At 66.7% G+C, this 25,215-nt stretch carries 18 protein-coding genes, 2 tRNA genes, 3 rRNA genes, 1 other RNA gene and 1 riboswitch; of the genes, 9 read left to right on the forward strand and 15 right to left on the reverse strand.

Annotation, left to right across the window (positions count from 1 at the left end; translation table 11 throughout):
* Positions 1 to 50 precede the first annotated feature (50 nt).
* From GS424_RS11675 to GS424_RS11690, 4 genes are all read right to left on the reverse strand, one after another.
* Positions 51 to 245, reverse strand: a complete 195-nt coding sequence (locus tag GS424_RS11675; RefSeq protein WP_160943683.1) for a hypothetical protein — start codon at positions 243 to 245, stop codon at positions 51 to 53.
* A 386-nt stretch (positions 246 to 631) separates the two neighbouring features.
* Positions 632 to 746 (reverse strand): 5S ribosomal RNA (gene rrf / locus GS424_RS11680).
* A 120-nt stretch (positions 747 to 866) separates the two neighbouring features.
* Positions 867 to 3,836 (reverse strand): 23S ribosomal RNA (locus GS424_RS11685).
* 305 nt (positions 3,837 to 4,141) lie between these two features.
* Positions 4,142 to 5,650 (reverse strand): 16S ribosomal RNA (locus GS424_RS11690).
* The 16S, 23S and 5S rRNA genes sit together here, the layout of an rRNA operon.
* 406 nt (positions 5,651 to 6,056) lie before the next feature.
* On the opposite strand from GS424_RS11690, the gene GS424_RS11695 reads away from it, so the two are divergent.
* The 6 genes from GS424_RS11695 (at position 6,057) to GS424_RS11720 (ending at position 11,517) form a co-directional block, all read left to right on the forward strand.
* Complete coding sequence (locus GS424_RS11695) at positions 6,057 to 7,454, forward strand: CCA tRNA nucleotidyltransferase (RefSeq protein WP_160942834.1); 1,398 nt, start codon at positions 6,057 to 6,059, stop codon at positions 7,452 to 7,454.
* Positions 7,455 to 7,564: 110 nt separating this feature from the next.
* A complete protein-coding gene (locus GS424_RS11700; protein WP_154333889.1) occupies positions 7,565 to 8,317 on the forward strand; it encodes a CDGSH iron-sulfur domain-containing protein in 753 nt (250 codons plus the stop codon).
* Between the two features lie 162 nt (positions 8,318 to 8,479).
* Positions 8,480 to 8,553: transfer RNA gene (locus tag GS424_RS11705), tRNA-Gln, on the forward strand.
* A 31-nt stretch (positions 8,554 to 8,584) separates the two neighbouring features.
* Positions 8,585 to 8,661: transfer RNA gene (locus tag GS424_RS11710), tRNA-Glu, on the forward strand.
* 131 nt (positions 8,662 to 8,792) lie between these two features.
* Positions 8,793 to 9,845: an MBL fold metallo-hydrolase gene (locus tag GS424_RS11715; RefSeq protein WP_160942833.1), complete on the forward strand. Its 1,053-nt coding sequence runs from the start codon at positions 8,793 to 8,795 to the stop codon at positions 9,843 to 9,845.
* 28 nt (positions 9,846 to 9,873) lie between these two features.
* Positions 9,874 to 11,517, forward strand: a complete 1,644-nt coding sequence (locus GS424_RS11720) for an amidohydrolase (RefSeq protein WP_160942832.1) — start codon at positions 9,874 to 9,876, stop codon at positions 11,515 to 11,517.
* Between the two features lie 27 nt (positions 11,518 to 11,544).
* Here GS424_RS11720 and GS424_RS11725 read toward each other — a convergent pair whose 3' ends face one another.
* The 9 genes from GS424_RS11725 to GS424_RS11765 form a co-directional block, all read right to left on the reverse strand.
* A complete protein-coding gene (locus GS424_RS11725) occupies positions 11,545 to 13,239 on the reverse strand; it encodes a sensor domain-containing diguanylate cyclase (protein ID WP_160942831.1) in 1,695 nt (564 codons plus the stop codon).
* Between the two features lie 46 nt (positions 13,240 to 13,285).
* The gene (locus GS424_RS11730) at positions 13,286 to 14,077 is read right to left on the reverse strand and encodes a response regulator (protein ID WP_160942830.1); all 792 of its coding nucleotides are present in this window, start codon (positions 14,075 to 14,077) and stop codon (positions 13,286 to 13,288) included.
* Complete coding sequence (locus GS424_RS11735; RefSeq protein ID WP_160942829.1) at positions 14,074 to 15,870, reverse strand: sensor histidine kinase; 1,797 nt, start codon at positions 15,868 to 15,870, stop codon at positions 14,074 to 14,076. The genes GS424_RS11730 and GS424_RS11735 overlap by 4 nt, the downstream gene beginning before the upstream one ends.
* Positions 15,871 to 15,916: 46 nt before the next feature.
* Complete coding sequence (gene thiD / locus GS424_RS11740; RefSeq protein WP_160942828.1) at positions 15,917 to 16,708, reverse strand: bifunctional hydroxymethylpyrimidine kinase/phosphomethylpyrimidine kinase; 792 nt, start codon at positions 16,706 to 16,708, stop codon at positions 15,917 to 15,919.
* A 31-nt stretch (positions 16,709 to 16,739) separates the two neighbouring features.
* Positions 16,740 to 17,390: a thiamine phosphate synthase gene (gene thiE / locus GS424_RS11745; protein ID WP_160942827.1), complete on the reverse strand. Its 651-nt coding sequence runs from the start codon at positions 17,388 to 17,390 to the stop codon at positions 16,740 to 16,742.
* A gap of 24 nt (positions 17,391 to 17,414) precedes the next feature.
* Positions 17,415 to 18,251, reverse strand: coding sequence for a hydroxyethylthiazole kinase (gene thiM, locus GS424_RS11750; RefSeq protein ID WP_160942826.1), 837 nt, complete (start codon positions 18,249 to 18,251; stop codon positions 17,415 to 17,417).
* Positions 18,252 to 18,254: 3 nt separating this feature from the next.
* Positions 18,255 to 19,553 carry a phosphomethylpyrimidine synthase ThiC gene (thiC, locus tag GS424_RS11755; RefSeq protein ID WP_244977530.1) on the reverse strand — a complete coding sequence of 433 codons (1,299 nt, stop codon included), beginning with the start codon at positions 19,551 to 19,553 and terminating at the stop codon, positions 18,255 to 18,257.
* Positions 19,542 to 19,668, reverse strand: a riboswitch (TPP riboswitch). (Overlaps the previous gene by 12 nt.)
* A gap of 381 nt (positions 19,669 to 20,049) precedes the next feature.
* Positions 20,050 to 20,679, reverse strand: a complete 630-nt coding sequence (locus GS424_RS11760) for a thiamine diphosphokinase (protein WP_160942824.1) — start codon at positions 20,677 to 20,679, stop codon at positions 20,050 to 20,052.
* Positions 20,676 to 21,170 (reverse strand): GNAT family N-acetyltransferase, encoded by a 495-nt coding sequence (locus GS424_RS11765; RefSeq protein WP_160942823.1) that lies wholly within the window; start codon positions 21,168 to 21,170, stop codon positions 20,676 to 20,678. Before GS424_RS11765 ends, GS424_RS11760 begins: the two co-directional genes overlap by 4 nt.
* A gap of 56 nt (positions 21,171 to 21,226) precedes the next feature.
* On the opposite strand from GS424_RS11765, the gene rnpB reads away from it, so the two are divergent.
* From rnpB to GS424_RS11780, 3 genes are all read left to right on the forward strand, one after another.
* Positions 21,227 to 21,572: RNase P RNA component class A (gene rnpB / locus GS424_RS11770), an RNA gene on the forward strand.
* A 98-nt stretch (positions 21,573 to 21,670) separates the two neighbouring features.
* Positions 21,671 to 22,543 carry an RNA polymerase sigma factor gene (locus GS424_RS11775; RefSeq protein WP_160942822.1) on the forward strand — a complete coding sequence of 291 codons (873 nt, stop codon included), beginning with the start codon at positions 21,671 to 21,673 and terminating at the stop codon, positions 22,541 to 22,543.
* Positions 22,536 to 23,222, forward strand: a complete 687-nt coding sequence (locus tag GS424_RS11780; RefSeq protein WP_244977531.1) for a DUF2461 domain-containing protein — start codon at positions 22,536 to 22,538, stop codon at positions 23,220 to 23,222. The genes GS424_RS11775 and GS424_RS11780 overlap by 8 nt, the downstream gene beginning before the upstream one ends.
* 119 nt (positions 23,223 to 23,341) lie before the next feature.
* Here the strand turns inward: GS424_RS11780 and GS424_RS11785 are convergent, their stop codons facing one another.
* Positions 23,342 to 24,211, reverse strand: a complete 870-nt coding sequence (locus tag GS424_RS11785; protein WP_244977532.1) for an ABC transporter ATP-binding protein — start codon at positions 24,209 to 24,211, stop codon at positions 23,342 to 23,344.
* Complete coding sequence (locus GS424_RS11790; protein ID WP_160942821.1) at positions 24,204 to 25,211, reverse strand: FecCD family ABC transporter permease; 1,008 nt, start codon at positions 25,209 to 25,211, stop codon at positions 24,204 to 24,206. Before GS424_RS11790 ends, GS424_RS11785 begins: the two co-directional genes overlap by 8 nt.
* Positions 25,212 to 25,215 lie beyond the last annotated feature (4 nt).

A 25,215-nucleotide genomic window follows, 5' to 3' on the forward strand; every position in this document is an offset into this window, starting at 1 on the left:
CTTCATGGGTTTTATCGAGTGCACTCATTAGCGTCGACATGTACTAGGGTTCATAATGCGATTGAGTGGACATCACCACCATAAGATAAGGACTGCTGTGTCTCGTCGTTCAGATTCTCGAGCGGACGATCGCCAACCGAGTGCCGCAAATAGGCATAGGCTTCGTTGCTCGAAACGCTGATCGTGTCGTACATCTTTCCGGACCAGGAATCAAGCAGCCAGGGGTAGTGCTTGTTAATCGCCACGACGTACTGTCCCTTGATCGTGCTCGCGTAGTAATACTTTTCATCGAGCCCGTACGACAATCCAGCCCCCGTGAGCAATACGATCGGACATCGTCAATGGCTTGATGGCGATTTCCGACAAACGGAATCGCTGGTTCGAATTTGCCGAGCTGTAAGTCTTCAGTACCTCTATATGCTAACAACATCTATACTCCTCTAGCATGTATGTTGTCAACATATATCAGGCAAGAATCGTGCCGAAGGCGGAACCGCATCGGTCGGTCGCCGCCCGCGCCCTCCGGGCGCGGCGCGCCCGCTGAGGGGCCCGGCGCAAAGGAAAAGGGCCCCCGATCCTGGCCGGATCGGGGGCCCCTCGGGCCTCTCGGCGGAAACGGAAACGCCCTGGGCGAGCGCGACGTCCTGTCCTCCCACGGGCTGACCCCGCAGTACTTTCGGCGATGGCAGGCTTAACTGCCGGGTTCGGAATGGGACCGGGTGATCCCTGCCTCCATGGTCGCGCTCGCGCAGGGCGTTCCCGCGCGGGCCTCATATGGCCCCGCCCGGCGGCCGCGGACCCTCCGCGCCACCCTGGCGGTTGCACAGCGCTCGTGACTTCACGGTCGCGAAACCGAGAATGTGTTTGCGAAGAAGAGCTCGGGCTATTAGTACCGCTCGCCTGAAGCGCTCGCGCGCCTTGCAGCTGCGGCCTATCGACCTCGTGGTCTGCGAGGGCCCTTACCGGAAAGAGGACTCATCTTGGAGACGGCTTCCCACTTAGATGCTTTCAGCGGTTATCCGTGCCGGACGTAGCTAGGCAGCCGTGCCGTTGGTCGACAACTGCTGCACCAGAGGTCCGTCCACCCCGGTCCTCTCGTACTAGGGGCAGACCTCCTCAATCCTCTTGCGCCTGCGGAGGATAGGGACCGAACTGTCTCACGACGTTCTGAACCCAGCTCGCGTACCGCTTTAAATGGCGAACAGCCATACCCTTGGGACCGACTTCAGCCCCAGGATGCGATGAGCCGACATCGAGGTGCCAAACCTTGCCGTCGATGTGGACTCTTGGGCAAGATCAGCCTGTTATCCCCGGAGTACCTTTTATCCGTTGAGCGACGGCCATTCCACTCTGTGCCGCCGGATCACTAGAACCGACTTTCGTCTCTGCTCGGCTTGTGGGCCTCGCAGTCAAGCCCGCTTGTACTCTTGCGCTCTGCGAACGATTGCCAACCGTTCTGAGCGGACCTTTGCGCGCCTCCGTTACATTTTAGGAGGCGACCGCCCCAGTCAAACTACCCGCCTGACACGGTCCCCCCGCCGGATCACGGCCGGGGGTTAGATCGCCAACGCGACGAGGGCAGTATTCCAAGGCCGGCTCCACCCGAGCTGGCGCCCGGGCTTCGAAGCCTCCTGCCTATCCTCTACGCGCCGAGCCAACGATCAATGTCAAGCTGCAGTAAAGGTTCACGGGGTCTTTCCGTCCTTCCGCAGGTAATTCGCATCTTCACGAATAATACAATTTCACCGGGTCCATGGTTGAGACAGCGCCCAAATCGTTACGCCATTCGTGCAGGTCGGAACTTACCCGACAAGGAATTTCGCTACCTTAGGACCGTTATAGTTACGGCCGCCGTTTACTGGGGCTTGGCTTCAGAGCTTCGCCGTGAGGCTGACCCATCCGCGTAACCTTCCAGCACCGGGCAGGCGTCAGACCCTATACGTCGTGTTGCCACTTAGCAGAGTCCTGTGTTTTTGATAAACAGTCGCTTGGGCCGTTTCGCTGCGACCCCCGGCCGCTCGGGGAGCAAGTCCCGTCACCGCCAGGGGCACTCCTTCTCCCGAAGTTACGGAGTCAGTATGCCGAGTTCCTTAACCATGGTTCTCCCGATCGCCTCGGTATGCTCTACCTGCCCACCTGTGTCGGTTTTGGTACGGGCGCCGATGTCCCTTCCTAGAGGTTTTTCTCGGAAGCATGGGCTCGCCGACTTCAGCATAAGCTTTCGTCTCGCGTCTCAGGCTGCATGATGCGCTGATTTCCATGCGCATCGCCCTACGCGCTTTCACGGGGACGTCCAGAACCCCGCTCGGCTACCCTTCTCCGTCACCCCGTCGGTACAACGGTCCATCGGCGGTACAGGAATGTCCGCCTGTTGTGCATCGGCTACGCCTCTCGGCCTCGCCTTAGCTCCCGACTGACCCTGGGAGGATTAGCCTTGCCCAGGAACCCTTAGGCTTACGGCGGCGGCGTTTCTCGCGCCGCTCTCGTTACTCATGCCAGCATTCTCACTTCCCCGCGCTCCACCGAGGGTCGCCCTCTCGGCTTCTCCGCTGCGGGGAAAGCTCCCCTACCACTAATATGAATTAGTCCGCTGCTTCGGTGTTATGCTTAGCCCCGTGAATTGTCGGCGCATGTCCACTTGACCAGTGAGCTGTTACGCACTCTTTAAATGCATGGCTGCTTCTAAGCCAACATCCTGGTTGTCTAGGCAAACGCACATCCTTTGCCACTCAGCATAAACTTGGGGACCTTAGCAGGCGGTCTGGGCTGTTTCCCTTTCGAACACACAGCTTAGCCCACATGTTCTGACTCCCGGCCTCTGATCCGACGGCATTCGGAGTTTGGTTCGTGTCGGTAGGCGGTGAAGCCCCCTCGACGATCCAGTGCTCTACCGCCGTCGGAGAACGGCCGAGGCTAGCCCTAAAGCTATTTCGGGGAGAACGAGATATCTCCGGGTTTGATTGGCCTTTCACCCCTATCCACGGGTCATCCCCTCCGTTTTCAACCGAAGTGGGTTCGGCCCTCCACGGGGTCTTACCCCCGCTTCAGCCTGCCCATGGATAGCTCACCCGGCTTCGCGTCTGCAGCATGCGACTAAAACGCCATCTTAAAGGCTCGCTTTCACTGCGGCTCGCTTAAAAGCTTAACCTCGCCGCATACCGCAACTCGCTGGCTCATTCTACAAAAGGCACGCCGTCACCCCGCTCGGGGGCTCCGACTGCTTGTAGGCGCACGGTTTCAGGTACTGTTTCACTCCCCTCTCGGGGTGCTTTTCACCTTTCCCTCACGGTACTGGTTCGCTATCGGTCACAGGAGAGTGTTCAGCCTTGGAGGGTGGTCCCCCCTGCTTCGCACCGGGTTTCACGTGCCCGGCGCTACTCGGGTGCCTCACTCGGAGGCTGCGGGGATTCGCGTACGGGGCTCTCACCCGCTCCGGCCGGCCTTCCCAGGCCGTTCCGCTTCCGCGCAGCTTTGTAACTCCGTCCATGGTATAAGGCCCATGGAGTGTGTGGTCCCACAACCCCTCATGCAGCAACGCCCTTACGCTTACACGTGCATGGGTTTGGGCTGGTCCGGTTTCGCTCGCCGCTACTACCGGAATCTCGGTTGATTTCTCTTCCTCCGGGTACTTAGATGTTTCAGTTCCCCGGGTTGCCTTCTCCCGCCCTATTTGATTCAGGCGGGGATGGCCAGGCATGACCCTGGCCGGGTTCCCCCATTCGGAGATCTTCGGATCGATGGCCGTTTGCGCCTCCCCGAAGCTTATCGCAGCTTGCCGCGTCCTTCATCGACTTCCTGTGCCAAGGCATCCGCCGTGCGCCCTTAATATCTTCTTCTCTTAACTCAGGTTTCGGGTATCGAATACTCGATACTCTTGCGATCGTGAATGATGCTTCGTCCCGGCCGCCCGAGGGCCGCCGGGGAAAAAGATCATTTGTCACTAAACGCTATGCAACTGTCAAGGTGCGCGGAGGCCCGAAGAGGCCCCCTCGGGGGCAGAGCCCCGGAAGCCGGATGCTGAGCGAGCGGGCGAAGAGCCAGGCGGATCCTCGCGTTCGGGACCCAAATAAGAATTGTTTTGTCTTCCAGGCGGGGGAGCGCTTGCGCTCGACCCCGTCGGACACGATGAGTGTCTCCCTAGAAAGGAGGTGATCCAGCCGCACCTTCCGGTACGGCTACCTTGTTACGACTTCACCCCCCTTACCCTCCACACCTTCGACGCCTCCGCCCCTTGCGGGTTCGGCCGGCGGCTTCGGGTGCAGACGACTCGGGTGGTGTGACGGGCGGTGTGTACAAGGCCCGGGAACGTATTCACCGCGGCATGCTGATCCGCGATTACTAGCAACTCCGACTTCACGGAGGCGGGTTGCAGCCTCCGATCCGAACTGGGGCCGGCTTTGAGGGATTCGCTCACTCTCGCGAGTTCGCAGCCCGTTGTACCGGCCATTGTAGCACGTGTGCAGCCCAGGGCATAAAGGGCATGATGACTTGACGTCGTCCCCACCTTCCTCCGGCTTGACGCCGGCAGTCTCGCATGAGTCCCCAACTGAATGCTGGCAACATGCGATAGGGGTTGCGCTCGTTGCGGGACTTAACCCAACATCTCACGACACGAGCTGACGACAGCCATGCACCACCTGCGCTGGCTCCTCTCGGCCACCGGGTTTCCCCGGCTTCACCAGCATGTCAAGCCCTGGTAAGGTTCTTCGCGTTGCTTCGAATTAAGCCACATGCTCCGCTGCTTGTGCGGGCCCCCGTCAATTCCTTTGAGTTTTAGCCTTGCGGCCGTACTCCCCAGGCGGGATACTTAATGCGTTGGCTGCGGCACGGAGGGCGTTGCCCCCCACACCTAGTATCCATCGTTTACGGCTAGGACTACCAGGGTATCTAATCCTGTTCGCTCCCCTAGCTTTCGCGCCTCAGCGTCAGTTTCGGCCCAGCAGGCTGCCTTCGCCATCGGTGTTCTTCCCGATATCTGCGCATTCCACCGCTACACCGGGAATTCCGCCTGCCTCTACCGAACTCGAGCCTCCCAGTTCGGGATCCGGCCGGGGGTTGAGCCCTCGGATTAGAGATCCCGCTTGAAAGGCCGCCTACGCGCTCTTTACGCCCAATGAATCCGGATAACGCTCGCTCCCTACGTATTACCGCGGCTGCTGGCACGTAGTTAGCCGGAGCTTCTTCTGCAGGTACCGTCGTTGTTCTTCCCTGCTGAAAGCGGTTTACAACCCGAAGGCCGTCGTCCCGCACGCGGCGTTGCTGCGTCAGGGTTTCCCCCATTGCGCAAAATTCCCCACTGCTGCCTCCCGTAGGAGTCTGGGCCGTATCTCAGTCCCAATGTGGCCGGTCGGTCTCTCAACCCGGCTACCCATCGCAGGCACGGTGGGCCGTTACCCCGCCGTCTACCTAATGGGCCGCGACCCCATCCCTTGCCGTCTGGGCTTTCCCGGGCCCCCCAGGAGGGGGGCGAGGAGTATCCGGTATTAGCCTCGGTTTCCCAAGGTTGTCCCGGAGCAAGGGGCAGGTTGGTCACGTGTTACTCACCCGTTCGCCACTTCATGTCCGCCCGAGGGCGGTTTCGTCGTTCGACTTGCATGTGTTAGGCACGCCGCCAGCGTTCATCCTGAGCCAGGATCAAACTCTCCGTTTAAGAGGCGGGAATCGCTTCCCGCTAAGTCCGATCTTGGTTTCGGCCCTCGCCCGCCCCCCTTCTCGGGGATGCGCGCTCGGGCCGGGTTTCCGTTCGCAAGAATCGTTTGCTTGGCTTGTTCTTCTTTCGCTACTCAGTATCCGGTTTTCAAGGTTCTGCGGCGCCCCTCCCGGGGCCCCGTCGCTTTCGGTTCCACCCGAAGCGCAAGGAGATATATTACGCGCCCGTCACCCCGCCGTCAAGAACTATTTTCCAGTTTCTCGAGAATTTTTTCTGCGGGCGTTTCGCACTGCAAGAAAGGCGGCAGGTGCCGCTGAGCCGACGATGTCGTGACCGTCCTGTTTTCGCGGGGGCGGCGAACGCGTGCATATATTAGTATAGGGAGCGAACGAAAGGAGCATGCGCCATGCCGAACGAGCCCGACCTCGACCCGACCGTCACCATCCCCCTGCCGCCGTACGCCCTCGAGGCCCTCGACGCGCTCGAGGCGGCCGGCTTCGAATCGTGGGTGGTGGGCGGCTACGTGCGCGACGCGCTGCTCGACCGCCCCTCGGCCGACATCGACATCGCCACGCTGGCGCCATGGCAGGACGTGCAGCGGGTGTTCGAGGCGCGGGGCCATCGCACGCACGAGACGGGGACGGCGCACGGCACGCTCACGGTGATCGTGGACGAGCAGGCGCTCGAGATCACGACGTTTCGCAGCGACGGTGCCTACGCCGACGCGCGCCACCCGAAGCAGGTGTCCTTCGTGCGCACCATCGCCGAGGATCTCGCACGGCGCGACTTCACCATGAACGCCCTGGCCTACCACCCCGCGCGCGGCCTGTTCGACCCCTACGGCGGCCACGCCGACCTCGAAGCGCGCGTGATCCGCGCCGTGGGCGACCCCGAGCGCCGCTTCTCGGAAGACGCCCTGCGCATGCTGCGCGCCTGCCGGTTCGCCGCGGAGCTGGGGTTCGCCATCGACCCGGCCACCTTCGAAGGCATGCTGGCGAACAAGGGGCTGCTCCCCCGCATCTCCACCGAGCGCATCACCCACGAGCTGCAGCGCCTGCTGCTGGGGGCGCACGCGGGAAGCGCGCTCGTCGCCACCGTCGACGTGCTGGCGGCCGTGCTGCCCGAGCTCGTGGCCATGAAGGGATTCGAGCAGCGCACGCCGTACCATATATACGACGTGCTCGAGCACACGGCGCACGTGGTGGACGGCGTCCCGCCCTACCCGCTCGCCCGCTGGGCCGCGCTGTTCCACGACATGGGCAAGCCGGCGGCGTTCTTCACCGACGAGGACGGCACGGGGCACTTCTACGGGCACGCCGCCATCAGCGTCATGCTGGCGCGCGGCGTCATGGAGCGCCTCGCGCTGTCGTCGGCCTTCATGACGCGCGTGCTCGTGCTGGTCGAACGCCACGACGACGTGATCGACCTCACGCCGAAGGCCGTGAAGCGCGCGTGCACGCGCCTCGGAGGCGACACCGACCTGTTCGCCGCGCTGTGCGACCTCAAGCGCGGGGACGCGCGCGGGCAGGCGCCGCAGTGCATCGGCCGCGTGGCCGACGCCGACGAGCTCGAACGCATCCTGGCCGACGTGCTGGCGGCCGACGAGGCGTTCTCGCTCGGGAAGCTGGCGCTCGACGGGCGCGACGTCATCGCGCTCGGCGTGCCGCAAGGCCCCCTCGTCGGACAGGTGCTGGCAGAAACGCTCGATGCCGTCATCGACGAGCGCATCGAGAACGAGCCCGACGCGCTGCGCGCCTTCGTCGAAGGATGGCGCGACGAGCACCTCGACCGCGCCGCTGGGTGACGGCCGCGCCACCGCACGGTGACGGCTTCCCGCCCGCGCTGCGCTGCGCGGGCTCGCTTCCTATACTGAGATGCGCGCACCACGACCACCTCAGGAAAGCGAGGCACTTCATGACCCCACCCTCCGCAACCGCCCAGGCGCAGCCGGAAGCCGCCGTCGAAGCCCCCGACGAGCGCATGAGCATCACGATCTCCCACAACGGGCCGTATCTCGTGCACGGCGGCATCCCCCTGACCCAGGAGGTCATCACGCCCGTCGGCGGCCATCGCGAGTACCGCACGGCGCTCACCTTCCCGCTGCAGGAAACGTACGCGCTGTGCCGCTGCGGGCAGACGAGCACGCCGCCGTTCTGCGACGGCTCGCACGTGGCTGCGAACTTCCACGGCACGGAAACCGCCTCGCGCGCGTCGTTCGAGGAGCGCGCCGACATCTTCCCCGGCCCCGGCGTGACGCTGTACGACGACAACCGCTGCGCGTTCGCCCGGTTCTGCCACCGCGAGGACGGCGACGTATGGACGCTCACCGAGCTGTCGGGCGACGAGCGCCTGAAGCAAGAGGCCGTCAAGGAATCCACCGACTGCCCCGCCGGAAGGCTCGTGCACGTCGACTCAGAGACCGGCGCGATATACGAGCCGGAGTTCGAGCCCTCCATCGCCCTGCTCGAAGACCCGGAGGAAGGCGTGAGCGGGCCGTTGTACGTGCGCGGCGGCATCCCGCTCGTCGGCGTCGACGGCGTCGAGTACGAGCTGCGCAACCGCTATGCGCTCTGCCGCTGCGGCGCGTCGCGCAACAAGCCTTTCTGCGACGCCATGCACGTAACCGTGGGCTTCGAAGACGGTTTGGATGACGATAGCACCTGGTAAACTATAGAAACCGGCACGACGATCCGCCGCCCTCCCATCGAATCCGTCAATTTTTCCAGAAAAATTTGGCGATAAGGCTTGACGAAGCGGCGCGTACCCCGTAATATACCAACTCGCGCTTGCGACTGTTGCGAAAGCAGCAGGAGCACATCGGTTAGCCGATGGGGTGTCGTCTAATGGCAGGACAGCGGTTTCTGGTACCGTATGTGAGGGTTCGACTCCTTCCACCCCAGCCATTTTTGCGGTATACTGCACAGCGCACTATGTGGCTCCGTCGTCTAGCGGTTTAGGACGCCGCCCTCTCAAGGCGGAGGTCGCCGGTTCGAATCCGGTCGGAGCTACCAAGAAATGACAGGCCAGCGGATGTATCCGCTGGCCTTTTTCTTTGTGTTTCCTCCCTCTCCGCCAACGCCTTTCTCCCCTTCGCCCAGCACGCTGTCGTACAATGACGGCGAACGAAGAGAAAAGGAACCCCATGGAGAACGAACAAGACCGCACCTCCCGCATCCCGACAGCCGCCGCATCCGTCGAGCTGCCGTTCGGCGAGCCGCTCCTCATCTGCCCCGGCCTGTACCGCGTGCGCGTGCCGCTTCCCCACAACCCGCTGCAGGCGCTCAACTCCTACATCGTCCTGGGCGACGAGACGACCACGATCATCGACGTGGGCTTCAACCACCCCGCGTGCGAGGAGGCCCTCGACAAGGCACTCGAAGCCCTCGGGCGCACCTGGGACAGCGTCGAGATCGTGCTGACGCACTCGCACCCCGACCACACGGGCAACCTCGACCGCATCTACCGCGACGGCATGCGCGTGTACGCGAACCTCCACTCGTTCAAGGAAGTGGAGAACCTCATGGAGATGCAGGCGAACGTGTTCGGCCCGCTGCTGCGGAAGGCGGCGACGCCCCAGCAAAGCGGGCTCGTGTTCCGCAAGGGCAAGCACCGGTTGCACGTGTCCGCCGAGCTGCTCCCGTTGACGTGCAAGCCCGACCTCATCTACCTGCACGAAGGCGACGTGCTGCGCGCCGGGAACTTCACGTTCGAGGTGATCGAGACGCCGGGGCACGACCCGTGGCACATCTGCTTGTACGAGCCCGACCGCAAGCTCATGATCATCGGCGACCACGTGCTGGAGCGCATCACGCCGTCGGTGTCGTCGTGGTTCCCCGCCTACAACGCCCTGGAGGAGTTCCTGGAAAGCCTCGGGAAGATGTACTCCTACGACGTCGACCTCGTGCTCCCCGCGCACGGGACCCCCTACGCCGAGCTGCGCGACCGCGTCATGTTCCTCATCGCGCACCACGGCGAGCGCCTGCAGGAGCTCTACGACCTCGTGGCCGCCGGGCACGACGACATCGTGTCCATATCGTCGCACGCGAAGTGGCGCTACGAGAACTGGAACGAATGGCCGCTCGACCAGAAGTTCTTCTCGATGGGCGAGACGATGGCCCACCTCGTGCACCTCGTGTGCGAGGGCAAGATCAAGCAAACCATCTGCGGCGACGAGTACCGCTTCGAACTGCCGTAAGCCTGCATCCGCATCGGAAGGGAGCATCATGCGCATCGACCTGATCATCGAAAGCCGGAACGTGTTCACCGGCACCGACGGCACGGCCCGTCCCGCCGCCGTCGCCATCGCCGACGACCGCATCGCGGCCGTCGGGCCGCGCGAGGACGTGCGCGCCTTCGCGCGGGAGACGAACGCCGGCGGCCCCGCGCCTGAGGTGCGCGACTTCGGCGACGCGCTCGTGGTTCCCGGCTTCCACGATTCCCACCTGCACTTCTTCCACTCGGCCGTGTACGCCTCGCCGCTGGCCACCATGTTCCTCGGCGAGAACGAGGCCGACTGCGTCGCGCGCATGCAGGCGTTCGCCGAGCGGCGCCCGAGCGGCTGGCTGCTGGCGCAGGGATGGCGCGAGTACCGCTGGGACCCGCCCGTGCCGCCCTCGAAGCACTCGCTCGACAAGGCCTTCCCCACCCGCCCCGTGGCGCTGTACTCAGGCGACGCCCACACGCTGTGGCTCAACTCCGCGGCGCTGGCCGAGCTGGGGCTCACGCGCGACAGCGTCCCGCCCGCGGGCGGAACGTACGACCGCGACGAAGCGGGCGAGCTGACCGGCATCGTGCGCGAAGCGGCCGCCATGGAGCTGATGCCGCAGATCATGGGATCGTTCACCGACGACGAGGTGGCGTCCGCGTACCGCGGGTTCTTCGCCCGCCTGGCCGAGAACGGCGTGACGAGCGTGTGCGACATGTCGCTCATGGCGCATCCGGGGCTCGACTTCATCCGCGACGACGTGCATGCCGCCCTGCTCGAGCGCGGCGAGCTGACCGCGCGCGTGCACCTCTTCCCCACGCTGCTCGACGACATGTGCCGCTTCGAGACGATGCGCGCGCGGTACACGGGGCCGTACCTGCAAGCGCCCGGCTTCAAGCAGTTCTTCGACGGCGTGTCGAGCCAGCACACGGCCTGGGTGACCGAGCCCTACGCGAACGCGCGCGTCGAAGGCGACTGCGGCCGCCCCACGGTGGACGCCGCCGTCATGCGCTCCTACGTGCTGGCCGCCGCCGAGCAAGGCTATCCCGTGCGCATCCACACCATCGGCGACGCGGCCATCCACGCCGCGCTCGACATCTTCGAGGAGGCGCGCGCGAAGTTCGGTCCGTTGCCCGAGGGGCGCCGCAACTGCCTCGAACACCTTGAGAACTTCCTGCCCGAAGACCTCGACCGCCTCGCCGAGCTGCAGGTGGTGGCCGCCGTGCAGCCGCCGCACATGACGCTCGACCCGGGCGGCCCCGAGCGCGACCTCGGCCCCGAGCGCGTCCGCTTCATGTGGCCGTTCCGCACGTTGCTCGACCGCTCCACGGTGCTCGCGTTCGGGACGGACTCGCCCGTGGTGGACGTGAACTCGATGGACGTGCTGTACAGCGCCGTGAGCCGCCGGGATCCCGACACCCACGAGCCCGCGGGCGGGTGGCTGCCCGACGAGCGCGTGCGTATGGCGGAGGCCCTGCGCGCCTACACGCAGGGCAGCGCCGCGGCGGCGGGCCGCCGGCGCGAGCTGGGCACGCTCGAGGTGGGCAAGCTGGCCGACCTCGCCGTGCTCGACCGCAACCTGCTGGCGTGCGACGCCGACGACATCCAGAAGACGAAGGTGCTGGCCACGTTCATGGGCGGGACGTGCGTGTTCGAGCGCTAGGCGCGCAACCGCCCGATGCGGCGCGCATCAGGCGCCTTCCCCGTCCTCGCGTCGCTTCATCGCGGCCTTGTTGCGGTACATCGCCTCGTCGGCGCGCTTGAACACGCCGACGAAGGCGAGGTCCACCTGCTCTTCGTACACGGCTATGCCCCGCGCGATCGAAACCCTGCGCTCGGGATGAGCGTACCGGTTGCTCTCCTCCAGCTCGCGCTCGAACCCCTCGAGGAGATCGATGCAATGCTCCAAGTCCGCATGCTCGAGGATCACCGTGAACTCGTCTCCCCCGATGCGGTACACGGGGCTTCGCTTGAACACCTTGCAGATGACCCTGCAGGCGTCGATGATCAGCATATCGCCGAAATCGTGCCCGAACGTGTCGTTCACCTGCTTCAACCCGTTGATGTCGAACACGATGACCCCGAATTCCGGCTTCCCGGCCTTGATGGCCTCCTCGAGGCGCTTCACGGCGTCCTGGTAGGCGGTCTTGTTCTTCACCCCGGTGAGACCGTCGCGGTAGGCGAGCCCGTTGATGTAGTCGATGTACGTGCGCAGATGGTTCACCGTCTGCTGGAAGCTCAGCGCCAGCGTGCCCACCTCGTCGTTCGTCCTGCTGGACAGCTCGACGGACAAATCGCCCTCCGCCACCTGCCGGGCGGCCACGTTGAGCTCCTTCAACGGCCTGACGATCCTGCGCGACAGCGCCACGGCGAGGACGACCGAGAGCGCCGCGTTCGCCGTCGTGAAGAAGACGATTTGCGCGATCAGGTTGTTCTTGGCCGCATCGATCTCCGCCGTCGGAGCCGTGATGGCGAGCCTCATCCCGTTGCTCAGGCTGCACAGCGCCATGCGCTTCTCGACGCCGCGCCAGGTATAGGGGAACAGGTACGACCCGTTCCCGCCACGCTGCAGCTCCTCGGCAACCGGAACGAGGCTTTCCTCCAGATCGCCCATGGGCGTGCCCTCCTGGAGCTCCCGATGGAAGATGACGTTCGCCTCCCCGTCGGTGAGGAACGCGTAGCCGCTCTCGTACACGTGGGTGCTCGTCACCATGTCCTCGATGACGCTGAAATCCACGTCCATCCCCACGACGCCCACCGTCTCGCCGTCCGCGTAGAGGGGGATGACGTACGACAGCATCTCGACGCCGAGGTTTTTGTTGAAGTACGGGGCGAGCCAGATCGGCTTGCCGCTCTGCACCGGCAGGTAGTACCAGCCGACGTGCTCGAGATCGTCGGAGCCGTACCGAGACAGGTCGGTGGGCGCCTGCGGCTGGAAGCTCCCGTCCTGGGTCGCCCTGCTCCAGAACAGGCCCGCCGTCGGCCCTGCGAGATCCGGGTTGAAGCGCACGTACACCGCCAGGGAGCCGTCGGTGCTGCGCCCGGCGTTCACGGCCACCGCCTGGATGCGCGCGGTGAGGTCCTCCACGTATGCGGGATCGGTCCGCAAGCGCGTGACGTCGTCCAGCTCGTCCGTCGCGTACAGGGCCAGCGTTTCGACCGATTGCTCGATGCGCGAGAGGATCGCGTCGATGCTCTCGGCCTTCTCCTCGCACATCAGATTCATGATGCGGGAGGAATCGGCATCCACCACGCCGTTCGCGTTGAGGATGCCGGCACCGCCGATCACCGCGGCGCACAGGAGCGTGCAGCCCAGTATGAGCGCGATGAACTTCGTCTGAATTGATTTCGTAAGCTTCCTTCCGCACGATGCGTCCTCCCGCAATCGGGAAGGCACATCGTAGCGGAGCGAGCGCAAAGGAACCGCAAACCTACGAAAGCCGTTCCAGCTCCCCCAAGGTCAGCTCCGCCCAGCTGTACTGGGCCATGTACTGGCCCCGGTAGGAGCGCACGGCCGCCCGCTCCCCCTCGAGGAACCGGTACAGGTCGCAGTCGACGAGCGCGCAGTCGATCGAGAAGCTGTTGCGCCGCTTGACCAGCACGTCTTCGGCGCCCGCGTCGCGCAGCGCGCGGGCCAGGTCGGAGACCACCGTGCGCGCGTAGCTGCGCACCGACGGGCCGTCCGGACGATCCTCCCACAGCGTCGCGCAAAGCTCGCCCGTGTTCACCGACGAGCCCCGACGGTCCACGAGGAACGCGAACAGCTCCTTGGTTTTCGCGTGCGAGAAGCGCACCGGCTCCCCGTTCGCGAACACGTCGAAATGGCCGAACGTCTGCACGCGCAGCACCGGATCGCGCGGCAATTCCCGCTCCCCGATGCCCTCCAGCTCGACCCGCACCTTCTCCACGGTCACCGGCTTGAGGACGTAGCCCCGCGCGTGCACGTTGAAGGCTTCCAGAGCGTAGTCGGAGTAGCCCGTCACGAACACGACCTTCGTTTCGGGAGCGTGCTCTCGCAGCGCCTTCGCCAGCTCGAGCCCCGTCATGTCGAACATCGCGATGTCGAGGAACGCCACGTCGGGACGCTCGCCGGCCGCAGCGGCGTCGAGCGCGTCGCGAGCGCTTCCGAACGAGCGCACCTCGCAGCCGGGTGCCGCTTCCCGAATGGTCCTCTCGAGCAGCGCGAGCACGATCGGCTCGTCATCGACTGCAAAGCATTTCATCCATCGCCCCGTTTCGGAATCGTCATCGCCACCGCCGTCCCGCTGCCGACGACGCTCGTCACCGCCACGCGTCCGCCGCACTGGCCTTCAAGCCGTAGGCGAACGTTGCCGATGCCCACATGCGCACGTCCATCATGGGGCACCGCGTCGGGATCGAACCCGAGCCCGTCGTCCTCCACCGTGATCACATACGCCGCACCCTCCTCCCGCGTGCCGATGCGCACGGTTCCGCCCTCCCGCTGCCCCATCACGCCGTGGCGAACCGCGTTCTCCACGATAGGCTGGACGGTGAGCGGCGGCACGCGGAAATCGACGACGGGCGTATCCCACACGATGCGAAGCCTGTCGCCGAATCGCATGCGCTCGAGCTCGACGTAGCTGCGCACGTGCGAAAGCTCCTGCTCGAACGGGATGGTCCCCGCGTTCGTCAACGAGTTCAGATCGCCGCGCAAGAACTCGGAGAAGCAATCGACCGCGCGCTCCGCCCGTTTCGCATCCGTCTGGCACAGGCTCTTGATGACGGCGAGCGAGTTGAAGAGGAAGTGCGGCTGGATCTGGGACAGCATGAGGGATATCCTGCCCTGGGTGAGCTCCTGCTCGAGCTCGATCACCCGGCGCGCCTGCAGGAGCGCGGCCTCGATGTAGCGGATGGCGTGGACGAACTGGGAAACCAGTATCAGCGCGAGCCCGCAGAGCAGCAGGGCCTTCTCCTCGAAGAACTCGAACTGGTAATTCGCTATCTCCGCGCCCAGAAACCCGAGGAAGAGCAGGCCGGGCACCACGAGAAAGCCCATCGGGCCTCCGTGCGACGTCCGTATCGCGTACCCCACGTTCAGGGCCGCGACCACCGACGAGGCGCCCACGAGGACCATCAGCGGCGTTCGGAACGCGTAGGCGTCCGTGAGCCCCGCCGCCTGGGCGATCGCGTAGGCGAGCGAGAACAGGGCCACGACCGCCAGCAGCGCATCGTTCACGCATCGCGGCCTGCCCTCCATGAAGGAGCCGAGGTAGAGCACGGCGAACACGAGCGAGGCGATCGCCGTGACGATCTCCAGGAACATGACCAGCACGCTGTTGCCGACGAGCAGCGTGCTGAACCGAGGGGTCAGCAGGAACATGACGCCGACGCTGACGGTGAAGCCCGCCAGAAAGAACACCGACGCATGAACCCCGATGCTGCGCATCGTCAGCATGAGGGACGCCGCCAGCAGCAGCATGCTGGCGAAGAGCATGAACAGGCTCGCCACGATGGGGAGCCAGTGCTCGAAGAACACCGATCGGGCCAGGGCGCCGCTGTCGCCCACCACCACGCTGTCGAAGAAGTCCCGGTAGGCCTGCAGGTAGTTGTTCGAATACGCATTCGACAGCTCGACGGTCCACACGTCGTCGCCCGACACGTCGCGCGGCACGACGAAGCGGCCCCAACCCGACCCCGACGAGAAGAACGTCGCGGGGTGGTCTTCGGGCGCGCCGAACGCGTAGACCTCGGATCCGTTGAGAAGAAACCGGACCTCGAGGTTCTCCACGAAGAAGAACAGCTGGTCGCCGGCACGCAACGGGGAGTCGAAACGCCCCTCGACCGCGATGGAGCCCACCGTGTTCGGGTTCGCGTCCAAGGCGCCCTCGTCGCCCGACGCGATCGAGAACCGGACCGGCTCGACCTGCGTCTCCTGCGCGTTGCCGAACGGGAGAACCTGCGCGAGCACCACAGCCGCGACCAGCGCGAAGCAGGCGACGAGCACGCCCGCCGCCACCCTTCCCCCGTATGCGCGAACAGCCTTATCGCGTCCCATGCGGCATGCCACCCCCTGCCCTCCCGCTCGCACCGGCGAACGACGCTCAGTCGCGGCGCTCCCACATATGGTCCAGGGGGCCGTTGCCCCGTCCCAGGTCGAGGCCCGAAGCGAGGGCGCCGTGGACGTAGTCCTTCGCGGCGCGCACCGCCGCCTCCATCGGCAGACCCCGCGCGAGCCCGCAGGCGATGGCGGACGAGAGCGTGCAGCCCGTGCCGTGGGTGTTCTCGGTGTCGATGCGCGGGGCGCGCAGCCAGAAGGCCGGGGCGTCCGCGGCGGACACCAGCACGTCGTCGGCGCGCTCGACGCCGTGGCCGCCCTTCACGAGCGCGGCGCCCCGCACCCGCTCGGCCAGCTCGTCGGCGGCGCGCTCCATGGACGCGTCGTCGTTCACGGCGAACCCGCACAGCACCTCCGCCTCGGGCATGTTCGGCGTGACCACGTCCGCGAGCGGCAGCAGGCGCGCCTTCAGGGCCTCGACGGCGTCCTCGCTGATGAGGCGCGCGCCGCTCGTGGCCACCATGACGGGGTCGACCACGATGTTGGTCGCCCCGTGGCGCTCGAGCGCGTCGGCGATGGCCTCGATGATGGCGGCCGACGACACCATGCCCACCTTCACGGCGGCGGGGCGGATGTCCTCGAACACGGCATCGATCTGGGCCGTCACGAACGCAGGGTCGACGTCGAGCACGCCGGTCACGCCGAGGGTGTTCTGAGCCGTGAGGGCCGTGAGGGCCGTTTCGGCGAACAGGCGATGCGCGGCGATGGTCTTGATGTCGGCCTGGATTCCCGCGCCGCCGCTGGAATCCGATCCGGCGATGCTGAGCACTGCTTCCATGTCGTTGTCCTTTCCTCGGGCGGCGGCGCGGCTACGCGCCGAGCGCCGCCTGCACCGCCGCGCGCAATCGGCGCGTTCGGGCTTCGATATCGTCGGCCGCGAAGATGGCCGACACCACGGCCGCCCCGTCGGCGCCCGTGCCCGCGAGCGCGGGGACAGTCTGCTCGTTCAGGCCGCCGATGGCCACCACGGGAACGTCGACCGCCGCGCAGATGGCCCGCAAGCCGTCCGTTCCCACGTCGGCGGCGTCCGGCTTCGTCGGCGTGCCGAACACGGCCCCCACGCCCAGATAGTCGGCCCCGGCGGCCTGGGCGGCCAGCGCCTGCTCCACGGTCTGCACCGACACGCCCACGATGGCGTCCGGCCCGAGCTTCGCGCGCGCGTCGGCGCACGCGGCGTCGTCCTGGCCCACGTGCACGCCATCGGCGCCCGCTCGCGCCGCGGCCTCCACGTCGTCGTTCACGACGAACGGCACGCCCGCCGCGCGGGCGAGCGGGGCCAGCGCGCGGGCCCGCAGCACCACCTCGGCCTGGGGCGCGTCCTTCTCGCGCAGCTGCAGGAACGTCGCGCCGCCCGCCAGCGCCTCCTCGACGCAGGCGGACAGCGTGCGCTCCCCCAGCCACGTGCGGTCGGTGACCGCGTACAGCGCCATCGCGCGGCGCAGGTTCTCCCGTGGATACATCGGCTCTCCCTTCGCTTCCGCCGGCTACGCCAGCTGCTCCACCTTCGCGCCCGCTTCGAGCGCGGCGCCGTCGAGGTTGTACAGCGCGTCGAGCAGGTAGGTGCGGAACGACCCGTTGCCGTCGTAGCCGCTCATGCGATTCTGGGCGACCTGGCCCGCCAGCCCCATGCCGGCGACGGCGGCGGCCATGGCGTCGAGCGTCGCGCCCGGGTTCGCCACCGCGAACGCCGTGCACACGCACGACAGCATGCAGCCGGCGCCCGTGATGCGGCCCATGAGGGGGCTGCCGTTGCGGACGGCGTAGGCGCGCTCGGCGTCGGCCACGATGTCGATGGCGCCCGTGATGGCCACCACCGCGCCCGTCTTCGCCGCGAAGGCGCGCGCGAACGCCGCGCCGGCCGCCAGGTTGTCCTCGCACACCGCATCGTCGGGGCACACGTCCACGCCGCGCGTGGCCGCCGACCCGCCGGCGAGCGCCTTCACCTCCGACATGTTGCCGCGGATGACGGACACGGCCAGCTTGTCCAGCAGGTCGCCCGCCGTGCGCGTGCGCAAGGCCGATGCGCCCGCGCCCACCGGGTCGAGCACGATGGGGTGGCCCAGCTCGCTCGCGCGCTCGCCGGCCGCGAACATGCCCTGGATGGAACGTTCGTTCAGCGTGCCGATGTTGAGCGTGAGGCCGCCGCAGATGGACGCGATGTCCTCCACGTCGGCAGGCTCGTCGCTCATGATGGGGCTCGCGCCGATGGCCAACAGCGCGTTCGCGCAGTCGTTCACCGTCACGTAGTTCGTGATGTTGTGCACGAGCGGCGCCGTCGCGCGCACGTTGTCGAGCGCGCGCTGCAAAGCGAACGGTTCCATAGGTTACTCCTTCCCGAGGTCGACCGTGATGCCGTCCATGATGTTGTTCACCGTGCGCATGGCGCACATCTCGCCGCACATGGTGCAGGTGCCGTCGGTCGAGGGCGGGGCACTCTCGAAGTAGCGGCGCGCCTTGACGGGGTCGAGCGCCTCAGCGAACATGCCCTCCCAGTCCACGCGGCGGCGCGCGTCGCTCATGCGGTTGTCTCGGTCGCGCGCGCCGGGCAGCCCGCGCGCGATGTCGGCCGCGTGCGCGGCGATCTTCGTGGCCACGAGGCCCTCGCGCACGTCGGCGGCGTCGGGCAGGCGCAGGTGCTCGGCCGGCGTGACGTAGCACAGGAAGTCGGCACCCGAAGCCGCGGCCACCGCGCCGCCGATGGCGGCCGTGATGTGGTCGTAGCCCGGCGCGATGTCGGTGACGAGCGGCCCCAGCACGTAGAAGGGGGCGTCGTGGCACAGGCGCTTCTCCAGCTTCATGTTGGCGGCGATCTCGTCGAGGGCCATGTGCCCCGGCCCTTCCACCATCACCTGCACGCCCGCATCCCATGCACGCTTCGTGAGCTTGCCGATCTCGATGAGCTCGGCGATCTGCCCCGCGTCCGACGCGTCGTAGGTGGAGCCGGGCCGCATGGCGTCGCCCAGGCTGATGGTCACGTCGTGCTCGTGCAGGATGGCCAGCACCTCGTCGTAGAACTCGTAGAAGGGGTTCTCGTTGCCGGTGGCCTCCATCCACGCGAAGATGAGCGACCCGCCGCGGCTCACGATGTTCGTGAGGCGGCCCGTCTCGCGGAACGACTCGATGGTGCGCCGGTTCATGCCGGCGTGGATGGTGACGAAGTCCACGCCGTCCTCGGCGTGCGCGCGCACCACGTCGAGGAAGTCCTCCACCGTGATGGTTACGAGCGGCTTCTCCAGGTAGCCGATCGCGTCGTACAGGGGCACGGTGCCGATCATCGCCGGCGACTTCTCGATGAGCGCGCTGCGGAACGCGTGCGTCTTGCCGGTGTTCGACAGATCCATGATGGCCTCGGCGCCCAGCTCCAGCGCCACGTCCACCTTCTTCCACTCCTCGGCCTCGTCGGCGACGTCGCCCGAGATGCCCAGGTTCACGTTCACCTTCGTGCGCAGGCCGCCGCCCACGCCCTCGGGCGACAGGCTCGCATGGTGGACGTTCGCGGGGATGGCGATGCGTCCCGCCGCCACGCCCTCGCGGATGAACTCAGGGTCGCGGCCTTCCTTCTCGGCCACGATGGCCATTTCGCGGGTGACCGTGCCCGCGCGCGCCGCATCGATCTGCGTCATAGAACTCCCTTCGTTGGCATTACCCATGTCAGGTTCCTCGGGTCGAAGCGTGATTCGGCGCTTCCTCTCAGCCTGCCCGGCCGCGATGCGGCTGCAAGCTCCCCGGTATGAAAAGGTACGAGGGCAGTATACCCGACGCGCGTGCGGATGCGGAGCGCAATCGGCGAGGGGCCGCGAGGGCGTGCGCGATGGAGGGGCGCGTGGAGCGCGTGCAAGGGGGCGCGAGGGGGCGCGAGGCCGAGTTCCCGAGTTATGCACCCTCACGGCAGGCTTTTGGGAGGCTTCGGGCATGGCCTCCTCCGCGCATGTTTCCAAAAGAGCAGGTGGGAAGCGTGCAACATCTCACCCTTTCGCCGAAGACGTTCGCGAAAAGGTGCATAACTCGGGAACCGGGCGTTTTTCGGGGCCCTTCCGTGCCAGAGGGGTGCATAACTCGGGAACGCAGCCCGGCATCCTGCTGCCGGCGCCTTGCAGACGCACCCGCAGCGACCGCGCGTTACGCCAGCGGGTAGAACACGTACAGCGTGCCCTCCTCGACGGCTACCGTCGCCTCCTCGCCGGTCAGCTCGTTCGACAGGCCGCGCGAGGTGCGGTTCGACAGCGGCTCGTCGTCGATCGAGTACGCCAGGCCGCGCTCGATGACGCCGCGCGCCGTGTCGTTGGCCGAGAACACCGACACGGTGCCCTCGGGCAGCGGCGGCAGCTCGAACACGTCGGGGCCGGTGAGCAGGCGCACGGCGTAGGTGTCGGCGATGGCCGTCACGTACGCGTCGCGCTCCGAGAACTTCGCGAACAGCTGCAGGTTCGCCAACGTGTGGTCGAGCCGCCCTCCCAACGCGCCGTAGACGATCAGCTCGTCGTGATCCCAGGCCAGCGCCTTCTCGATGGCCAGCTCCATGTCGCTCTTGTCCTTCTTGACGGGGTGACGCGACACGCGGCGGCACTTCGGCACGTAGCCGAGCGAGTCGAAGTCGCCCACGGCCATGTCGGGCACCGCGCCGATGGCCTCGAGGTGGGCGAAGCCCGCGTCCACCGCGATGACGAAGTCGAACTCCCCGGCCGCCTGACGGGCCTGGAAATCCTCCGCGTTGAAATCGACCGCTCCCACGAGCGCGCACGTCGTCATGAACGAACCTCCTTCGCGCAGGCCGCAAGGGCCTCGCCTTCTAGCCGGTGAACGATAAGCGCGTCGATGCGCGCGGCGCCGAGGCGCTCGTAGAACGCGAGGCCCGACGGGTTCGTGTCGCGGCAATGCCACGACAGCTTCCCGCAGCCCCGCTCCTCGGCGAGCGCGGCCAGACGGCGCATGAGCGCGCGGCCGACGCCGCCCGCGCGGTGCGCCTCGTCGACGAACAGGTCCTCGAGGTAGAGGTTGCGCAGCCCGTTCCACGTGGAGAACGTGGTGAAGAAGACCGCGCACCCCACCACCCCGTCGTCGGCGTGCACCGCCAGCAGCGCCTCGCCCGCCCCCTCGTCGAACATGGTGCGCGCGAGGTCCTCGGCCGTGGCGGTCACGTCGGCTTCGCGGCCCATGAACGCGGCGAGCCCGCGCGTGAGCCGCAGGATGTCCGGCGCGTCGTCGCGCGAGGCCATGCGGAAGGTGATGATGGTATCCATGCGATCCTGTGCTTTCTCGTGCCTGCAAGGTGTTCGGTTTGCTAGAATACCATACGCGAGCGGGCCAGACGATCGCGCACTTCGGTGTGAGGAAAGTCCGGGCTCCACAGGGCAAGATGCCAGCTAACGGCTGGGCGGGGCGACCCGACGGACAGTGCCACAGAAAAGAAGACTCCCCCGGCGCTTCGGCGGCGGGAGAAAAGCTGAAACGGTGCGGTAAGAGCGCACCAGCGCGTCGGCAACGGCGCGGCTTGGAAAACCCCATCTGGAGCAAGCGCAAATAGGAACGCGACACGGTTGCCCGCCGTACGTTCGGGTTGCGTGCTTGAGGCGTCTGGCGACAGGCGTTCGAGATAAATGGTCGTCCAACGACAGAACCCGGCTTACCGGCCCGCTCGCCTTGTTTTTCCCACGTCTTCCGTCACACTTCCGGCATACGGCCGTCTAACAAGGTGTACGAGGAACGCGCAGGCGCTCCTTCCCCGACGAAAGGCGGATACATGCAATCTGGAACTCCCGACCAACCCACGTTCGACCTGGTGGACAAGGCTATCGCAGGCGATAGCCAGGCGCTCGAAGAGCTGCTTGCCTCCACGAGCGGCCTCGTGTTCAACCTCGCGCTGAGGTTCTTGGGCACCGTCCACGACGCCGAGGACGCCACCCAGGAGATCGCGGTCAAGATCATGACCCGCCTCTCGACGTTCCGTAAGGAAAGCGCGTTTTCCACCTGGGTGTACCGCATCGCCGTGAACCACCTCAAGGACTGCCGCACGCACCAGTTCGCGCACGCCCCCTTCAGCTTCGAGATGTACGGGGCCGACATCGTCGACGAGCGCGCGCACGACGTGCCCGACCTGTCCGAGGGCGTGGATCGCGGCATGCTGGCCCGCGAGTTGAAGCTGTCGTGTACGAACGTGATGCTGCAGTGCCTCGACGCCGACAGCCGCTGCGCCTACGTGCTGGGCACCATGTTCAAGGTGGACAGCCGCACGGCGGCCGACGTGCTGGGCATCACGCCCGAGGCGTACCGCCAGCGCCTGTCGCGCGCCCGCAAGACCGTGGCCGAGTTCCTGGGCGCGTACTGCCAGCACGGCGGGTCGGAGACGTGCTCGTGCGCGCGCCGCGTGGACTTCGCCATCGCGACGCACCGGCTGGCGCCGAGCAACCTGGAATACCTCGAGCTCTCCGAGGAGGAGCGCGCGCAGGACGCCTTCGTCGACGCGATGGACGAGCTGGACGGCTACGCCAGCCTGTTCGACCAGCTGCCGGCCTACCGCCCCACCCCGCGCGCGAAGCAGCTGCTGGAGGCCTGCATGGGCACGGCGAGCTTCGCCGCGGTGACGAACGCGGGCGAGGGGGCCGCCCATGTCTAGCGCGAACGCGTGCATGCTGGAGTTCTTGGCCGACCTGCGCGAAAACAACTCCCTCGACTGGATGCACGCCAACGAGAAGCGGAAGAAGCAGGCTCAGACGGCCTTCCTGGCACTCGTGCAGGGCTGCATCGACGACCTCGCCGAAACGGAGCCGGAGCTGGCGGCGCTCGACCCCAAGAGCCTCGTGTTCCGCATCAACCGCGACACGCGGTTCAGCGACGACAAGTCGCCGTACAACCCCTCGTTTCGCGCGCACATCTCCCCCGCCGGGCGCGCGCCCGTCCCCGTGGGGTACTACCTCCACCTCGCGCCGGGCGGGTCGTTCGCCGGCGGCGGCCTATTCGCGCCGCACTTCAAGGACGCCACGCGCCTGGTGCGCGACCGGATCGCGGCCGACCCGCGGGCGTTTCTCGCCCTCGTGGAAGCGCCCGCGTTCGCCGAGCGCTTCCAGTTCCTCGGCATGCCGCTCAAGAACGTGCCGAAGGGCTACGACCCGGAAAGCCCGGCCGCGGCATACCTGAAGTGCAAGTGCTGGTCGATCGAGCAGCACCTCGACGATGCCACGGCAGCCGACGACGAGGCCTGCCGGCGCGCCCTGCGGGAAAGCTTCGAGGCCATGCGGGCGTTCAACGGCTACGTGAACGAGGCGCTGGCCGGCTTCGAGATGCCGGCGCGGTAGGACGCCCCACCGCGCCGCATGCAAGCGAGGCCCCGGTCATCCTAAGCGCAGGCGGCGAAGCCGCCGGAGTCGAAGGATGCCGGGGCTCGCCAAAGAAGACGCAACGGGAGGCCCTGCGCTCACGCGGGGAACAGCGTGTACGCCGTGCCCTCGGGAGCGACGTGCGGGCGGATGCTCACGCCGAAGGCGCGCTCGATGGCGCCGGTCCCGAGCACGTCCGCCACCGTCCCGGCCGCGGTGGCGCGACCGCGCTCCATGACGAGCAGGCGGTCGGAGTAGCGCAGCGCCAGGTCGAGGTCGTGGATGACCATGACGATGGTCTTCTCCGCCTCCTTGTTCAAGCGGCGCACGAGCTCCATCGTCTCGTGGCAGGCGCGGATATCGAGGTAGGTGGTGGGCTCGTCGAGCACGATGAGGTCGGTGTCCTGCGCCAGCGTCATGGCGATGAACGCGCGCTGGCGCTCGCCGCCCGACAGCCGGCGCAGCTCGCAGCCGCGGAACCGCGCGATGCCGGCCAGCTCGAGCGCGCGCTCCACCTGCTCGCGATCCTCGCGCGAGAGCCTCCCCTGGCGCGCCTGGTACGGGTAGCGCCCGCACGCCACGAGCGCCTCCACCGTCATCGCCGGCGGGCGGCTGGCCTGGGCCAGCACGGCCACGCGCCGCGCGCGCTCCTTGGCTTTCAGCGAGAGGGTGGCCGCGCCGCCGATGCGCACCTCCCCCGCCTGCGGGCGCAAGAGCCCGTCGACGAGCTTGATCATCGTGGACTTCCCGCAGCCGTTCGGCCCCACGACGCTCGTCACCGCGCCGTGGGGGAACGCGGCGCTCAGCCCTTCGATGAACGGCTCCTTGCCGTAGGAGAACGACACGTTGCACACCTCGATGGCGGGAACGGACTGGCACCGCACGGGATCCTTCGACTCCGCGCATCGCGTTCCGCTCAGGATGACAGGGCACGCGCTCCGCTCGCCTGCGATGTCGGCGCTAGTCAAGGGAACCCCTCCTGTTCTTCATGATGAGGTAGATGAAGAAGGGGCCGCCGAGGAACGCCATGAGGATGCCCACCGGCACCTCGTACGGCGCGAACAGCACGCGCGACAGCAGGTCGCACACGACGACGAACGCCGCGCCCGCCACGGCCGACAGCGGCATCACCAAGCGGTTGTCGTGTCCGACGAAGAACCGCACGAGATGAGGGATGATGAGCCCCACGAACCCGAGCAGCCCCGCGAAGCTCACGGCGGCGCCCGCCAGCACGGCGGCGAGGCCGAGCATGGCGAGGCGGCACGCGCCCACGTTCATGCCGAGCGCGTGCGCCGTGTCGTCGCCGAGCGCCATGATGTTGAGCTTGCCCGCGCAGAGCAGCGCTGCGGCCAGGCCTGCCACGATGTAGGCCGCCGGCCACAGCAGGTCGTCCATGAGCACGCCGGCCAGGCCTCCCACGAGGAACGCCGACGAGCCGACGTAGGCGTCGGGGTTCACGATGAGGATGGTGTTCATGCCCGCGCCGAACACCGACGTGATGGCGATGCCGGCCAGCACCACGGTGAGCCTCGACGTGCTGACGCCCAGCGAGATGCCGAAGATGATGAGTGCTGTGACAAGCGCCCCGAGGAACGCCGCGAGCGGCGGCAGCCACAGCGCGCTGGGGAACACGCTGGCCGCGATCAGCACGAACAGCCCGGCGCCCGAGTTGATGCCGATGATGTTGGGGCTGGCCAGCGGGTTGTCCAGAACGGCCTGGATAATGGCGCCCGCCACGGCCAGCGCCCCTCCCGCCAGCAGCGCCGCCAGCACGCGCGGCAGGCGCACGTTCACGAGGATGCTCTTCGCCGAAGAGCTCACGTCGCCGCCGGTCGCCCAGGCGACGAGATCGCCCAGGCTCACCGACGACGAGCCCACGAGGAACGCCGCCGCCGTCACGCCCACGAGGACGGCGGCGGAGACGACGATGGCGAGCGGCGCGGCTTTCTCACGGTTGAACGAAGTCACCGGA

The organism is Eggerthella guodeyinii, from assembly GCF_009834925.2.
In the GTDB taxonomy this organism is placed as follows: domain Bacteria; phylum Actinomycetota; class Coriobacteriia; order Coriobacteriales; family Eggerthellaceae; genus Eggerthella; species Eggerthella guodeyinii.